Origin of the sequence: Pseudooceanicola sediminis, assembly GCF_003575965.1 — a bacterium.
Lineage (GTDB): Bacteria > Pseudomonadota > Alphaproteobacteria > Rhodobacterales > Rhodobacteraceae > Pseudooceanicola > Pseudooceanicola sediminis.
Genome location: NZ_QWJJ01000006.1, coordinates 211,672 through 227,327, shown reverse-complemented (window position 1 = coordinate 227,327; position 15,656 = coordinate 211,672). Strand labels below are relative to the sequence as shown.

Below are 15,656 nucleotides of genomic sequence, written 5' to 3'. Positions count from 1 at the left end.
GGCGATGAGCGATCCGACACCAGACACCGCAACCGGCAGCACACAGGCCCCGATGCGCAAGCGTGGCAGCATCGCGGTGCGCGTCCTGCTCTTTGTGTCGCTGGCGGCAAACCTTGCCGTCGCGGGCATCGTCGTTGGCGCCTTTCTCAAGCATCCCCCGATGGAGGGGCCGCCGCGCGCCGATCGGATCGGTGGCATCTTTTCCTATGCCCTGACGCACGAGGACCGGCGCGAAATCGGGCGCGAGATGATGCGTGAAATTCGCGCCAATCGCCCTGAGCGCGGCGCGGTAAAGGCTGAATTCCAGAGAATCCTGACGGCGCTGCGCTCGGATCCCTATGACAGCACCGCCCTCAGGGCGAGCCTGCAAAACCAGCTGCAAGAGGCGATGCGTCGGCAGGATATCGGGCAAAAGCTGCTTGTCGAACGAATTTCGCAGATGTCGCGCAAGGAACGCATGGCCTTCGCGGATCGCCTGGAAGAGGCTGTGAACCGTCCGCCCCGCGACAAGAAGAGCGACAAGTAAACCCCGCGCACCCAATCGGTGCGGCATCGTCATCGCGTTTTCGGGGACTGTGCAGCGCGCCTTGGCAGGTGCATGACCCGACGTTTTCGCTCGCCGTGCTCCTTGCCCCGTGCTCCTTGCTCCGTGCGCGCTCTTGCGGCTTCTGCGCCGATGCGCGCTGTTGTGGCGATGCACTTTGCGCGCTCTTGCGGTTTCTGCGCCGATGCGCGCTGTTGTGGCTGTCGTATCGGATATGCCGCTTGCACGCGATCCATGCCCAACCCGGTTGCATCTGCGTCTCCGCCTTGATCGGCCCCCCTCTCGCGCTCCACGCAGAGGCCCGCCCAGCGAACGGATCCGGCCGGCGCAGCGGCCCTAATATTTCATGCCTCGCCCGCGCAATCAGGCAGACACGCGGCCCCACACACCCCGCACCGGCACCGCCGAGGCCATTACCTGTGCCTGCTCAGATGCGCAGCTGCATTTGCGGGTCCTGCGCATTCGGGTTCGTCGGCGGAGTGCCTGTCAGCAGAGGTTGGGTGTGTGCCACGCTCGGGCGCTCCAGCGGGGCGGTGACGCCGGGCAGCAGCACCACCTGGTCACGCCCGCCCCCCTTGGCGGCGTAGAGCGCCTTGTCGGCTGCGGCGATCAGCTCCTCGGCGCTGCGTCGCATTCGCGGCGCCATCACCAGCCCGACCGAAACCGTCATGTTCAGCGCGGGCTGCTTGCCAGGCAGCAGAACGGCCGTCTCTCGCACCATCCGGCACAGCCGCTCGGCAATCTTTTCGGCGGCGACGATGTCAGTCTGCGGCAGGGCGACCAGGAATTCCTCGCCGCCGATCCGCGCAATCAGGTCGTCGGGGCGCAGGTTGCTCTGCAGGATCTGGCCGACGGTCTGCAAGGCAATGTCCCCGATGCCGTGCCCATGGCTGTCGTTGACCTGCTTGAAGTGATCCAGGTCCAGGATCATCACCGCAAGGTCGTGACCGTTGCCCGCGGCCTGCGCCGACAGGCGCGCCAGTTGCGGCAGGGCATAGCGGCGATTGTACAACCCCGTCAGGCAATCGGTAATCGCCGCGATCAATCCTTCCTGCAAGGCGCGTCGCAGGCCCCGTTGGCGGGTCTGGCGATCGTGCAGCATGCGCAGCCGCGCCACCACTTCGGCCGGATCGAACGGGCCGGACATCACCGCGCCGGCGCCGGCCTCGTAGCCTGCGATCACCGTTGCCTCGTCGGCCTCGGGGGCAAAGATCAGCAGGGCGCCGTCCTGCTCCTCGGGGCGCGTCACACGGTCGGCCAGCATCCGAAACGCGCGGTGTTCCGAGCCGGGGACCACGCCCAGCAGAACCACGCCCGACCGATCCTGGCCGCGGATATCGCCGCGCCTGTCGCTCCCCGCGTCGCTGGCCACGCAGATCTGAAACCCGTCGACGCTGCCGATCGCCTCGCGCCAGGCCTCGGCCTGTTCGGCCTCAGGCGCCATCAGCGTCACCCGTATCTTGCCACGGAACTGCGGCGCGGCCTCGGACAGGCCGGGCACCTGGCCGTCCTCGTTGCGCATCCGCAAGGCGTCGATCATGTCGCGCGACCGGTCATGCGACCGCAGGCGGGCGCGAAACACCTCGTCCGGCTCGCTGCGTGGCAACACCTCGTCCGCCCCTGCGGTCAGCAGGTCGGCGCGTCCGTTTTGCGCCCCCGGCGCCGTCAGCACGAAGATCGTCGTGTTTGCGTGCTTCGGATCCTCGCGCAGGCGGCGGATGAAGACCGTCGCGCTGATGCAGGCCAGTTCGTCCGCCACCAGGATCACGCCGGGCCGATCATTGCCGATGATCGCCTCGGCCTCGGCATCCGAACTCGCTACCTGGATGTCGTAAAAGGCCCCTGAAAGACGCGCCGCCAGGGTGATGCGCCGTGTCATGTTATCGTCGAGGATCAGAATGCGTCCGGGCATTGGCCCCTCACGAAAAATTGCGGTTACAGGCAGTCAACACCCGGGAACCGAGTTGGGTTGCATGAAAAGAGAATTGATGGAATTGGTTAAGAAAGGATTTCCGGTTTTCAGAGGTTTTTCATCAAAATGACCATGTCGCGCGATGCTGCGGAAAAGACCGCGCTGGACTGCCTGACCTGGCTGGCCGGCAACGACGATCTGCTGCCGGTCTTCATGGGCGCAACGGGCCTCAGCACCGATGATCTGCGCGACGCGGCGACCGCGCCGGAATTTCTTGGGGCGGTGCTGGATTTCGTGATGATGGATGACGCCTGGGTCATCGCCTTCTGCGACAGCCGCGGCCTCGCCTACGAGGTGCCGATGCAGGCGCGGGCGGCGCTGCCGGGCGGCGAACAGGTGCACTGGACCTAGAGATAGCGCAGCTTGGTCTCTTCGCCTTCGGTCAGTTTTTCCAGAAGGCGCAGCAATTGCTCGGTTTCGCCCTCGGCCAGACGGTCGCGCATCACGTCCATGTTCTGTTGCGCATAGGGCGTGCCCTTGGCCACCGCGCTGCGCCCCGCCGCGGTCAGCGTGATCTGCCGCGTGCGCCGGTCGCCGGTGCCCGAGGTGCGCGCGATCAGGCCCGCTTCCTCCATCTGGCGCAGGGCGCGCGATGTCGCGGTGCGATCGATGCCGACGAACTCGGCCAGCTCGGAGGGCTGGCTCAGCCCTTCGTTGCCGACACCCAGAAGGATGCACCAGGTGATCCGGCTCAGCCCGATCTGGCGCAATTGCTCATCCAGCCGCCGCTCCTGCAGGCGGGCGGCCAGTGACAGCCAGTAGCCCAGGGACTTGTGAAGCCGGTATCGGGTCATCTCATCGCTCATACAGGGTGTTGAGCCTGACAGCCCCGGAAAAGTCAAGCACAGGGGCAGGTTGAACCGCCCGCCCCGGGCATCGCGGGCGCCGGTCGGGCGCGCTGCCCACTTGTGATGCGGGCCCCGATCGCGCAGAACCGTCGCCACGGGATCGGACCCGCAGGCAGAACCGGACGGCGCAGGCCAGGACAGGATGGTGCAAATGGAATTTCAGGGCATTCTCTTCGACAAGGACGGCACGTTGTTCGATTTCGGCGCGACATGGAACGCCTGGGCCGGCGCGGTCATCCAGGATCTGTCCGCTGGCGATCCGACCCGCGCGGCGGCGCTGGCCCGCGCCGTGCATTTCGACCTGTCGAGCGGTCGTTTCCACCCCGACAGCCCCGTGATCGCCGGCACCAACGACGAGGCGGCGGCGCTGTTCCATTCGGCGCTTCCCGAACGCCCGGTCGAGGAGATTGCCGCCTTTCTGATCCGCAAGGCGGCGGATGCGGATCTGGTGCCGACGGCGCCGCTGTCGCCCCTGCTGGCAGGGCTTGCCGCGCGCGGCCTGCGCCTCGGGGTGATGACCAACGACAGCGCCTACAGCGCCCATGCCCAGCTGCGTGCCGCCGGGATCTTCGATCACTTCGATTTCGTCGCGGGCTTTGACTCGGGCCATGGGGCCAAACCCGCGCCTGCGCCCCTGCTGGCGTTTGCCGCCCAACATGGTCTGCCCCCGGCCAGCGTCGTCATGGTGGGCGACAGCACCCATGACCTGGCCGCGGGGCGCGCGGCGGGCATGGCCACCGTCGGCGTGCTGACCGGCCCGGCGTCGGCGCGTGACCTGGCCGACCTCGCGGATGTCATTCTGCCCGATATCGGGCATCTGCCTGCCTGGCTGGACGGCACAGTACCGGCCCTGGACAACGCATAGCCTGATTGCGACCCCACCTGTCGCAACTGGCATGGCATCGGCCCACGCTGCGGGATTTCCTGATCCGGCAACTTGGAGACGAACGATGGCCCAGATATCGAACGCTGATGCAGAGCTGACCCCGGCCATCCTGCGCAAACGCGGCGGCGGGCGGGCAGGGGCTGCCGGGCGGCGCGGCTCGGCGGCGATTGCACAAAGCCAGTGGCGCATTCCCGTCAACACCGACCATCCCACCGAACCACTGGACGATGCCGGTATCGCCGCCATCCACGACGCGGCCATGACGGTGCTTGAGGAAATCGGCGTCGCCTTCCTCAATCCCGAGGCCCTGTCGATCCTGCGTCAGGCCGGCTGTCTGACCGAGGGCGAGGTGGTCCGCATGGACCGCGATTTCGTGACCGAGATGCTGGCCCATGCGCCGTCCGAATGGACGATCACAGCCCGCAACCCCGCCCACACGCTGCCGATCGGCGGCAGGCATATCCTGTTCGGCAACGTGTCTTCGCCGCCGAACTACTGGGACATGTCGCTGGGGCGCAAGGTGCCGGGCACCCGCGATCACTGCGCCAACCTGCTGCGCCTGACCCAGTATTTCAACTGCATCCATTTTTCCGGCGGCTACCCGGTCGAACCCGTCGACATCCACCCCTCGATCCGCCACCTCGACGTGATGTTCGACAGCCTGACCCTGACCGACAAGGTCGTGCACGCCTATTCCCTCGGGGCCGAGCGGGTGGAGGACGTGATGGAGATGGTGCGCCTCGCCAGCGGCGCCACCGAGGACGAATTCACCGCCAAGCCGCACCTCTTCACCAACATCAACTCCACGTCGCCGCTGAAACACGACTATCCGATGCTCGATGGCTGGATGCGCATGGCGCGACGCGGGCAGGGGCTGATCGTGTCGCCCTTCACCCTTGCCGGCGCGATGGCGCCCGTGACGATGGCCGGTGCCGTTGTCCAGAGCCTGGCCGAGGGGCTGTCGGCCATTGCCCTTGCGCAATACATCACCCCCGGCGTGCCCTGCGCCTTCGGCACCTTCACCTCCAACGTCGACATGAAATCCGGCGCGCCCGCCTTCGGCACCCCGGAATACATGCGCGCGACCCAGATGACCGGCCAGATGTGCCGCCACTATGGCCTGCCGATGCGCGCCTCGGGGTCCTGCGCCGCCAACGTGCCGGACGGGCAGGCGATGTGGGAAACCTCCAACGCGCTCTGGTCTGCCGTGCAATCGGGCGCCAACGTCGTCTACCACGCGGCCGGCTGGCTGGAGGGCGGGCTGATCGCCAGCCCCGAAAAATTCATCATGGATTGCGAGGTGCTCCAGCATATCCAGCGCTACCTCGACCCCGCCCTGACCGCCACCGCCCCCGGTGACCTCGCGCTGGAGGCGATGCGCGAGGTGCGGCAGAACGGGCATTTCTTCGGCACCCAGCACACGCAGGATCGCTATACCACGGCCTTTTACCAGCCCTTCCTGTCGGACTGGCGCAATTACGAAAGCTGGGAACAGACCGGTGCCGTCTGGACGGCCGAGCGTGCCCACACCCTGTACCTGCGCATCCTCGAAGACTACCGGATGCCCACCATGCCCGACGCCAACCGCGCCGCACTCGAAGCCTTCGTGATCGCCCGGAAAGAGGCCGGCGGCGCACCGACCGATTACTGACGCAACACCGACAGGATACCGACGTTGCATTTCGCGGCCGGTTTGCGGCCCACGCCTGTCCCGTGCCGATCCCTTTCGGAGGGCGCGCCGGGCCTCCGGCGGCTCCCCGCGTGACGCTTTCGACGGGTCGGTGATCGCCGTCCGACGGCGCGCAGGGGCACTTGGCCCGTCCCGCAGCTTCGGCGGGAAACGGCCGGGCGAAGTCCTGAAAATTGGACATATTGTCGCTATATTAAGGCTCCCCGGGCCATTCTGACGTTTCCAGAAAGGGGCACGCGGCGCCATGCACGGTTTGATCAACAGGTCCATTCAATGTTTCCTGCGCGACACCTATGGTGAAGCGGCATGGAGCGATGTTGCCCTTGCCGTCGACCTCCCCTTTGCCGAGTTCGAGGCGATGCTGGCCTACGATGACGCCCTCACCTGGCAGGTGCTGGATGCCGCCTGCCTCCGTCTCGACAAGCCGCTCAACATGGTGCTCGAGGATATTGGAACCTACCTCGTCTCGCATCCCAACAACGAAGGTCTGCGTCGCCTGCTCCGCTTCGCCGGGGTCTGTTACGAAGACTTCCTGCATTCGCTCGATGACCTGCCCGATCGCACCCGCCTTGCCGTGTCCGATCTGGATCTGCCGGTGGTCGAGTTGCGCCAGCATTCGGCGGAACGGTTTTCGGTGACCTGTCATTCGCGGCTCCCCGGCTTTGGTCATGTTCTTGTCGGGGTGCTGCGCGCCATGGCGGACGACTATGGCGCCCTGGTCCTGCTCGACTACGCGGGAATGGTGCAAGGTATTGAAAAAATAGAAATATCGCTTGTCGAAACCGCCTTCGCCGAAGGCCGCAGTTTTGATCTCGGGGCCCGCGCGGGATGAGTGTGGGTATCTCGGTGTCCGGCTCCTCCACCGGCAGCGCCAGACGCTCAGGTCCGGGCGAGGGCGCCCCGCAGGCGCCCTCGCCCCTTGTCGGGCTGCCACAAGAGGCACTGGATGTCCTGTGCCCGCTGCATGTCGTGCTCGACCCGACAGGGCATATTCGCCATGCCGGGCCGACCATGCAGAAACTGCGCCCCGACACGCCGCTGGCCGGGGCGCGCTTTCTCGAATTGTTCGAGATGAGCCGCCCGCGGGCGGTCGATAACATGGCGTCGCTGCTGCGCGCGGCGGGCACCAAGCTGCACCTGCGTCTGCGCGACCATCCCCGCACCGCGCTCAAGGCCGTGCTGATCCCGCTCGGCGCCGATACCGCGGGCCGGCGGGGTGCCATCGTCAACTTCTCCTTCGGAATTTCCATCGTCGATGCCTTGCAGACCTACAGCCTGCACAGCGGGGATTTCGCGCCCACCGACCTGACCATCGAAATGCTCTACCTGATCGAGGCCAAGACAGCCGCAATGGAGGCATCGCGCAAGCTCAACATGCGCCTGCAAGGGGCCAAGATCGCGGCCGAGGAACAGGCCTATACCGACACGCTGACCGGTCTCAAGAACCGCCGCGCCATGGATCACGTGCTGGCCCGGCTACTGCGCACGCGCACGCAATTTTCGCTGATGCACCTCGATCTGGATTACTTCAAGCAGGTCAACGATACCCATGGCCATCGCGCCGGTGACTACGTCCTTCAACATGTCGCGCGTGTGCTGGTCGAGGAAACCCGGGAGGAAGACACCGTTGCCCGGGTCGGGGGTGATGAATTCGTCCTGTTGTTTCCGCGGCTGGTCAAACCCGCCCGGATTGAGGAAATCGCGGCCAGCCTGATCAAACGCCTTGAAGAACCAGTGTTTTTCGAGGGGGCGGAATGCCGCGTGTCCTGTTCGATGGGGACGGCGCTGTCGCATCATTACCCCCAGCCGCGCGCGGAACAGATGATCGCGGATGCGGATGTCGCGCTCTACGCATCGAAAAAGGCCGGCCGCGCCCGCCACAGTTTCTTTTCGACGCAACAGGGGCACCCCCCCGCCCGTTGATCCGGCTGGCGATCAGGCGCGGCGGATCTCGGCGGCGCACCTGCACGGGTCAGGCGGGATCATCGTGCCCCCTGAACCGTGCAAGGCGTGTCGCGGCGTTTACCCGTCGGCGTTGTGCAGGGCGTTCCAGACGGCAGCTTGCACCGTCTCGTTGGAAAACGGTTTGCGCAGGATTTCGCAGGGCGGGTACAGCATACGGATATCGTCGCTTTCGCCGTATCCGGTCGACAGCACGAAAGGCACACCCAGGTCGGCCAGCCGTTGTGCCACGCGCACCGACTGCTCCGCCCCCAGGTTCACATCCAGCATCGCGACCTGGAAATCGTGCTGCTCGATCTCGGCCAGGGCGGCGTTGACACTGGCCGAGATGCGCACGGTGGCGGCTCCCATGTCCTCCAGCATGTCGGCTGCGTCCATGGCGATGATCATGGCATCCTCGACCACCAAGGCCTTGCCGGTCAGGAATGGCCCTTCGCCCCGGACCCTCGGGGCCGAGTCGGCGTTTGCGGCTGCCTTTCGCGTCGGGGCGTCCAGTACATAGCGCGACGGCAGGCAGAACTTGGCGACCAGACCGGTGATGTTATACGCGACCTCTGCCTCGCCGTTCAGCTCGAACGGGATCGAACGCTCGATGATGGTCGATCCGAAACCGCGCCGCTTTGGCGCGGCCACCGGCGGACCGCCGAATTCGCGCCAGTGAATGTCCAGCGATCCGTCGCTGTTGCGCTCCAGCCTGACCGCAACGCCGCCGGAATCGCTCAGTGCGCCGTATTTGACCGAATTCGTCACCAGTTCGTGAAACACCAGCGCCAGGTTGGAATAGGCCGCGGGCGTGATCAGGACGTCGGCCCCTTGCAGATCGACCCGGCCCGACCGGTCATCGGCAAACGCCGCGAATTCCAGCCGCAGCATTTCCATGAACGAGGATGGCGTCCAATCGTCCTTGGTCAGCTGATCATGGGCACGGGCAAAGGCCTGGATGCGCCCATCCAGGCTGGTGGCGAAACTCTCCAGCGTATCTTCGGCCCCGCGCGACTGGGCGACCAGCCCGCGCATCAGGTTCAGAATATTGCGCACACGGTGGTTCAGCTCGGAAATCAGCAGTTCCTGCTGCTCCTGCGACCGTTTGCGTTCCGCGGCGGTCTGCTCGGTGATCTTCAGGAAAATCTCCAGCAACACCACCCGCAGCAATTCTGCCGCATGGGTGGCACCTGCCGACCAGGGGCGCGAGGTCTTGTCCACCGTCTGCTGCCAGATCTCGAAGCTCTTGCGCGGCGTCAGGCGAATACCGTTCGGACCGACCGTCACCGGCTTGTTCGGATTGCCGGCCCATTTCACGGTCTCGGTCATCTCCCGGCGGCACAACACGATGTAATCGCGCGGCATCCGCGAAATCGGAATCGCCAGGATTCCCGAACAGCGCTGCGCGAAATCGGCCGCCTCGGGCAGCACCTCGGACAGGGCGTTGGTGGCGAAAACCTGGGATTCCCCCTTCATGTTCAGCAAGCGTGAAATGCCGGCGAATTCCTCGCGTGTCGGCGTGATCCCCGTGGCGGAAAACTGTCCCTCGGTGATCAGCACCAGCCCGTCGTGGGGAATGACGCTGCGAATATCCTCGGACACGGACATCAAGCTGCCGGGCAGGTCCTGCCCATTTGCCATGCTGGCCATCAGCCGGGTCTGCAACTGGGCAGAGCGTTCGGCGGCCAGCCGCTTTTGCGCCTGGTCCAGGTGGCCCAGCTCATAGGAAAACAGATGCGCGAACAATTCGACATAGGTGCGCAGTTCGTAGTCGATATAGCGTGGCTGGTCGTGGTGGCAGGCGAACAGGCCCCACAGTTCGCCATCCTTCATGATCGACACCGACATCGACGCCTGAATGCCCATGTTCTGCAAGTATTCGATGTGGATCGGGGACACGGCGCGCGTTGCCGCCAGCGACAGGTCGACCGGCTGCGTGTCTGCCGGATCGGCCGCCAGGATGCGCGCGCCGGGGTCGTTCACATCGGCAATCAGGCGCAGCAGCGATCGCTTGTACAGAACGCGCGCCTGCACAGGAATGTCCGACGCCGGAAAATGCTGATCCAGGTAACGGCGCTGACCGTCCGCCGTATCCTCGGCGATGACATGCCCCGACGCATCCTCGGAAAACTCATAGACCATCACGCTGTCAAAGCCGCACAGCGCCCGCAGCGACCGCGCGGCCTCGCGGGTGAATGACCGCAGGTCGCGGGTCCGCCGGATCCGGTTGATATAGGGATAGACCTGCGACATGGGATCGCCGCTGCGCTGCGTGCCGTGCGGTTCGAATTCGATGATCAGGCGCGACCCGGACTGATGGATCGACAGGTCGAAATTCGGCGTCGCCGCGCCCTGGATCGGAACGCCGAACAGCCGCAACACCGGGTGCAGCGCCCCGACGGAACGCAGGGCCTCGCGGATGCGGGCAAAGCTTTCTTCGGGCAGCAACTGGGCCAGCGGCTGGCCAAGCGCGGCCTCTGCCCTGATCCCCAGGATGTCTTCCAGGTTTTCCGACGCATGCTGGACACACCAGTCGGACGACAGGCTCAGCAGGGCGCCATAGGATTGCACCCGCCCCAGGATATGGATCGGTTCGCGGGCGCAATTGGTCAGATCGGGTTCGGAATAATGCGCAGCCACGGCAGGCGTTTGGGCGTTGGTCAAAGGTCAGGACTCCTGCGTCGCTGGTTTGGTATCGTGGGTGTGGCGATCGCCCGGTGCGTCGATGCGCGACGTCGGGCGCAACTGTGGCGCCGCCGGTTGTGTCGCCAGTGGTCGTGCTTGCGGGTGCGCGCGCAGCAGCGCGTCGGCCCGTACGAAGGCGTCAAATCCGGTTCGGGCCGCCGCGCAGATGTCGATGGCCTCAGCGCTGGCGGCGGGCAGGGCGGTCAGGCGTGCCCGCAGGGCCTGCCAGGCCGGTCCGGTGTCCTGCGGGGCGAAATAGCATGGCAAGGGCTGATCGGAACCGCCCGCCACCAATTTGCGCCGGATCACCTCGGTGCCCAGCCGCGACCCGATCACCAGATAGGCGACTGCCGCGCTCGGCAAGGGGGGCAGGACGGGGGCTTCGGGCAGGTGCAGCATCCGCAGATCGCAGTCTTTGCGCAATCTGGCGATCATGTCGGGCAGGCACTGGGCCTCTTCGCTCAGCTCGGCACCGATCCGGGCGTCCCGCATTGCCTCGAAGGCCAGCAGATGCGTTGCCAGGAACATGTCCAGATGCGCGGCTGGCTGCGTCATGAAGGGGGCGAACAGGGCTTCGGTAGCCTCGTGGGCGCCGCGGGTTTCGCGGCGCAGCAGATCAAGGCAGCTCTCGGTCACAGCTCCGTCGCGCGCCGGGCGGCGCGACCTGGGTGCTCTCCGCGACGCCGAAGATGAGGATGCGGGGCCGGGTGACGCCGCGCGCGATCCGCGAGAGCTCGCTCTCGTCTGCTCCGCGTCCCAATTCTGCTCTGTGTCCCCGTCGCTCTCCGCGCTGCTGTCCATCTCCGACGCCGGGCTGCCGATGGCGCCGGTCGATCCATCGGATCCGGTGGGGGCTGCGGGTGACGGCCTGTCGATCGTCGACACACCTGATTTAGAAAACATTCAACTCTCTTAATGCCCGTACTTAATCTGCCTTAGGGATACATATTATGATCAACGCCCTTGTCCATCAAGGGTTGCGGGGCCGGCGGGCCCCCGTCGCGCGGCCCATGTTCACAGCCGGAAATCATGCCCCGATTTTCGGGGCGAACGGCGAATGCTCCATGCAAATCTGAGATTGCCGCGTTTTCGCCATAAGACGCCTGCGCGCGGGACTAAAGCACGAACGTCACCGATGCGCGGTTTCTTGCCGGATGAGGTGGCTGGCGGGGCGACCCAAGGCTGTCTATTTGGGCATTTGCCGGTTGGGGGCGATTATTCATGCAGCGCTCTTGATTGCATGTTTATCTGTGTTTCAAATGTCAGCGTGGCAAATTCGCAGCATATATGGACCGCACATTTCCATGCTACCCAATCTGCTGTGGACCCCCTATAGTCGCTGTGGATAAAACGGAAAGACCCCATAGCGATTTGCGCACCTCGGGGTCGAACGGATAGGGGGGTCAGCGAATGCGCTGTCCATTTTGCGGCAATATCGACACACAGGTGAAGGATTCCCGGCCCGCCGAGGATCACGTCTCGATCCGCCGGCGCCGGTTCTGCCCCGCCTGCGGGGGCCGCTTCACGACCTACGAACGGGTGCAGCTGCGCGACCTCGTCGTCATCAAGTCGAACGGACGCCGCGAGGATTTCGATCGTATCAAGCTGGAACGCTCGATCCGCATTTCGATGCAGAAACGCCCCGTCGAACAGGAACGCATCGACCAGATGATTTCCGGCATCGTGCGCCGGCTGGAAAGCATGGGCGAAACCGACATCCCCTCGAAGGTGATCGGCGAGATCGTGATGGAGGCGCTGGCCCGGATCGACACCGTGGCCTACGTGCGTTTCGCCAGTGTCTACAAGAACTTCCAGGCCGCCGACGATTTCGACAAGTTTGTCAGCGAGCTGCGCCCGACCCCGCCGAAAGACGAGTGAGCACCGCCGCCGACGACCTCCGCTACCTGTCGCTGGCCCTGTCGTTGGGGCGGCGCGGCCAGGGTGGCACATGGCCGAACCCGGCGGTCGGGTGTGTCATCGTGCGTGATGGGCGCATCGTCGGTCGGGGCTGGACCCAGCCGGGGGGGCGCCCGCACGCCGAACCCCAGGCCCTTGCACAGGCGGGCGAGGCCGCGCGCGGTGCCACTGCCTATGTCAGCCTTGAACCCTGCGCCCACCATGGCAAGACACCGCCCTGCGCCGAGGCCCTGATCGCGGCGGGCATTGCCCGCGTCGTCGCCCCCATTGCCGATCTCGACCCGCGCGTCGACGGCAGGGGCTTTGCCATGTTGCGCGCTGCCGGTATCGCCGTCACCACCGGCCTGCTGGCCGAGCAGGCCGCCCGCGATCACGAGGGGTTCTTTCTGGCGCGCGAACAGGGGCGGCCCTTCCTGACGCTGAAACTCGCGCTGACGCTGGATGGCCGCATCGCCACCGCCAGCGGTGACAGCCAGTGGATCACCGGCACCGAGGCGCGCCGCACCGTGCACGCCATGCGCCATCGTCACGACGCGGTCATGGTGGGGGCGGGCACGGCGCGCATCGACGATCCGTCCCTGACCGTGCGTGACCTCGGGGTCACGCGCCAGCCGGTGCGTGTTGTCGTGTCGCGCCGGATCGACCTGCCACTGCTGGGCACGCTGGCGCGGACCGCGCGCGACGTGCCGGTCTGGATCTGCCATGGCCGCGATGCCGATCCGCAGTTGATCGACGCATGGCAGGGGCTGGGGGCGAAACTGCTGTCATGCGATCTTCAGGGGCGGCAGCTCGATATCGTGTCGGTCCTGCGCGCGCTCGGCTCGGCCGGGCTGACGCGGGTGTTCTGCGAAGGCGGTGGCGCGCTGGCGGCAACCCTGCTGGCGGCCGATATGGTGGATGAACTGGTGGTGATGAACGGCGGCCTGCTGTTCGGTGCCGAAGGCCGGCCTGCGCTTGGCGCCATGGGCATCGACCGCCTGGCCGAAGCGCCGCGTCTCAGCCTCAGCGATCTGCGCCGTCTCGGCCCCGATGTCATGACCCGCTGGCGTCGCCCCACCAGCTGACGCCCCCCGGATACCCGGCCCCCCAGATACCCGGCCCCCAAATACCCAGCCCCCAAATACCCAGCCCGCCAGAAACCCGCTTTCCGCTACCGCCATATCCGGGCATGGGATGCGGCCAGCCCCTGTGCCCGTGCCAGCAGGCGCAGCGCCGGTCCGCGCGGCAGGGCGCGCCCCTCGGCCAGCCGATCCACCACCACTTCGACCGGGCAGGGCAGCTCGCTGACCGGATCGCGGTAGCGCGGATAGTCGATCAGGGTCGCGTGGACCAGACCGGCCAGGTCGGGCCGCGCCCGCCGCCGATCCACCTGCGGCCCCAGGTCGTCCGTCAGGCCCCATCCGGCATAGAACGGCTGGCCCAGCACCTGCACGGGCAGGCCGCGCAGCAGGGCCTCGAACCCGATCAGCGATGTCATCGTGCAGACCGCATCGACCTGGCCCAGCACCGCCCCCGGATCGACATCGCGCAACACCGCATCCGCCAGGCCCCCGGCATCGATCGCGCCGGGCCGCAGCCCGGCCTCGACATCCGGGTGCGGCTTGTACAGGATCACCGCGTCGGGATGGGCCGCCCGCGCCGCCTGCAACAGCGCCAGGTTGGTGCGCACGGCGCCCGCGCCCAGCCGGACCGAGGCATCGTCCTCTACCTGTCCCGGCACCAGCAGGCGTCGGCCGGCGCGCAAGTGCGACAGGTCAGGCACCTGGCCCGTGTTGTACTTGCTCAGACCCGCCGCCCGCAGCCGCGCGATCAGGGCCTCGGCGCGGGCTCGCTGATCGGCGCGCAAGGTGCTGCGCGTGGCAATCAACCGCTCCAGCCGGCTCTCGCGGGCGGGGTCATAATAGATCCCCAGATCGTCGAGAACCAGCGACAGCGGCGGTACCAGCGCCGCGCCCAGCCCGCGGGATCGCAGGAACCCGTCCTCGACCCGTACCACGGTGTCGGCCTGTGGTGTGCGCGCGGCCCAGCTCATCACCCGGCGCCGATCCGGGGCAGGGGTGAACCGCATGGGCACGACCGTGCCGAAAAACCGCTGGAACGCCTGGCGTTTCCACAGCCGGATGTTCAGTCCGCGCCAGCCCTGCCGATCCTCGCGCCAGCTGCGGGCCTGTGCCGCCAGCGCCTCGATCGTGTCCTCGGCGGCGCACAGGCGGTCGCGGCAGGGATCGTACCACAGCGGGTACAGCAGCATCGCCCCGGCGACCAGCTGCGCCGGCGTCAGTCTCCGCCCCCTCCGGTCGGGTCCGGGCATGTCGGGGTGGCGGTCCTCGCTCAGACCCCAGCCAGCATAGAAGGGAATGCCGAAGACGCGCGGCCGGTGCCCGGCCAGGATCGCCTCGAACCCCAATTGGGAACTGACGGTATAAACCGCGCTTGCGGCCTCCAGCAGGCGCCACGGGCTGATCGCACTGTCCAGCAGCGTGACCCGGTCGGTCGCATCCGAGGCGCCGAAATACCCGGCGCGAAAACCGGCACGGGTTTCGGGGTGGGTCTTGATCACCACCGGCACGCCGGGGTTTTCCGCCTGCGCACGGGCCAGCATCTGTGCGAATGTCGCCGCATCCGCACGCCCCAACCGGACCGAGGCATCGCCGCGCACCTGGTCGATCACCAGCACAAATCCCGGCGTCGGCAGGGCAAGGTCGGGGTCGACGGCGGCGTATTTCGTCAGGTGCGCCTCTCGCAGCCGGGCCATGACACCTTCGGCGCGCGCCAGCAGGGCCGGATCGTTCAGCGGTTCGCTCTTCAGCAGGTGTTCCAGATCAGATGGCAGTGTCGCATCGAAATGGCATCCCCGGTGGTCGACGGTCAGGGCCATCGGCGGCGCCCCGGCCCGCCCCGGCTCCAGGGATCGCAGAAAGGCATCCTCGATCCGCAGGAGCGCCGCGCCGCGCCGTTTCGCCAGGGCCGCGCCGCGCCGGGCGGCTTCGGCGTGTCCCCAGACGGCGACCAGATCGCCGGGGCGGGCCGGACCGATGCGCAGGCGATAGCCCGCCAGCCGCAGGATGCGCCGCACCCTCGGTTGCATCCAGACCCCCACTGGGCCGACGTAATACCGACAAGATACCGACGGGACGCGGTGCCGCTCCTCGCTCTCCTGCCCGGGCGGT

13 protein-coding genes are annotated in these 15,656 nt (G+C 66.6%); 8 read left to right on the top strand and 5 right to left on the bottom strand.

From position 1 onward, the window contains the following. Positions 1-4: 4 nt before the first annotated feature. A complete protein-coding gene (locus DL237_RS08820; protein ID WP_158585607.1) occupies positions 5-526 on the top strand; it encodes a periplasmic heavy metal sensor in 522 nt (173 codons plus the stop codon). Between the two features lie 445 nt (positions 527-971). Here DL237_RS08820 and DL237_RS08815 read toward each other — a convergent pair whose 3' ends face one another. Beyond that, positions 972-2,456, bottom strand: coding sequence for a diguanylate cyclase domain-containing protein (locus DL237_RS08815; RefSeq protein ID WP_119398676.1), 1,485 nt, complete (start codon positions 2,454-2,456; stop codon positions 972-974). A 126-nt stretch (positions 2,457-2,582) separates the two neighbouring features. On the opposite strand from DL237_RS08815, the gene DL237_RS08810 reads away from it, so the two are divergent. Further along, complete coding sequence (locus tag DL237_RS08810; protein WP_119398675.1) at positions 2,583-2,867, top strand: DUF3572 domain-containing protein; 285 nt, start codon at positions 2,583-2,585, stop codon at positions 2,865-2,867. Here DL237_RS08810 and DL237_RS08805 read toward each other — a convergent pair. Continuing rightward, entirely contained in the window at positions 2,864-3,310 is a 447-nt protein-coding gene (locus DL237_RS08805; protein ID WP_233544915.1) for a MarR family winged helix-turn-helix transcriptional regulator, read from the bottom strand. The genes DL237_RS08810 and DL237_RS08805 overlap by 4 nt on opposite strands. Positions 3,311-3,515: 205 nt before the next feature. Between DL237_RS08805 and DL237_RS08800 the strand changes: the two genes are divergently transcribed. From DL237_RS08800 to DL237_RS08785, 4 genes are all read left to right on the top strand, one after another. After that, on the top strand, positions 3,516-4,229 hold the full coding sequence (locus tag DL237_RS08800; RefSeq protein WP_119398673.1) for an HAD family hydrolase: 714 nt from the start codon (positions 3,516-3,518) through the stop codon (positions 4,227-4,229). An 85-nt stretch (positions 4,230-4,314) separates the two neighbouring features. After that, the gene (locus DL237_RS08795; protein ID WP_119398672.1) at positions 4,315-5,901 is read left to right on the top strand and encodes a trimethylamine methyltransferase family protein; all 1,587 of its coding nucleotides are present in this window, start codon (positions 4,315-4,317) and stop codon (positions 5,899-5,901) included. Positions 5,902-6,184: 283 nt separating this feature from the next. Beyond that, positions 6,185-6,772, top strand: coding sequence for a heme NO-binding domain-containing protein (locus DL237_RS08790; protein WP_119398671.1), 588 nt, complete (start codon positions 6,185-6,187; stop codon positions 6,770-6,772). Continuing rightward, positions 6,769-7,863 carry a GGDEF domain-containing protein gene (locus DL237_RS08785; protein WP_119398670.1) on the top strand — a complete coding sequence of 365 codons (1,095 nt, stop codon included), beginning with the start codon at positions 6,769-6,771 and terminating at the stop codon, positions 7,861-7,863. Before DL237_RS08790 ends, DL237_RS08785 begins: the two co-directional genes overlap by 4 nt. 99 nt (positions 7,864-7,962) lie before the next feature. Here the strand turns inward: DL237_RS08785 and DL237_RS08780 are convergent, their stop codons facing one another. Continuing rightward, a complete protein-coding gene (locus tag DL237_RS08780) occupies positions 7,963-10,548 on the bottom strand; it encodes an HWE histidine kinase domain-containing protein (RefSeq protein WP_233544914.1) in 2,586 nt (861 codons plus the stop codon). 3 nt (positions 10,549-10,551) lie between these two features. Further along, a complete protein-coding gene (locus DL237_RS08775) occupies positions 10,552-11,205 on the bottom strand; it encodes a heme oxygenase-like domain-containing protein (protein ID WP_119398669.1) in 654 nt (217 codons plus the stop codon). A gap of 774 nt (positions 11,206-11,979) precedes the next feature. Between DL237_RS08775 and nrdR the strand changes: the two genes are divergently transcribed. Further along, positions 11,980-12,447, top strand: a complete 468-nt coding sequence (gene nrdR, locus DL237_RS08770) for a transcriptional regulator NrdR (protein ID WP_119398668.1) — start codon at positions 11,980-11,982, stop codon at positions 12,445-12,447. A 26-nt stretch (positions 12,448-12,473) separates the two neighbouring features. Further along, the gene (ribD, locus tag DL237_RS08765) at positions 12,474-13,550 is read left to right on the top strand and encodes a bifunctional diaminohydroxyphosphoribosylaminopyrimidine deaminase/5-amino-6-(5-phosphoribosylamino)uracil reductase RibD (RefSeq protein WP_119398729.1); all 1,077 of its coding nucleotides are present in this window, start codon (positions 12,474-12,476) and stop codon (positions 13,548-13,550) included. An 86-nt stretch (positions 13,551-13,636) separates the two neighbouring features. On the opposite strand, the gene DL237_RS08760 is transcribed toward ribD, so the two are convergent. Continuing rightward, positions 13,637-15,574, bottom strand: a complete 1,938-nt coding sequence (locus DL237_RS08760; protein ID WP_233544913.1) for a capsular polysaccharide biosynthesis protein — start codon at positions 15,572-15,574, stop codon at positions 13,637-13,639. Positions 15,575-15,656 lie beyond the last annotated feature (82 nt).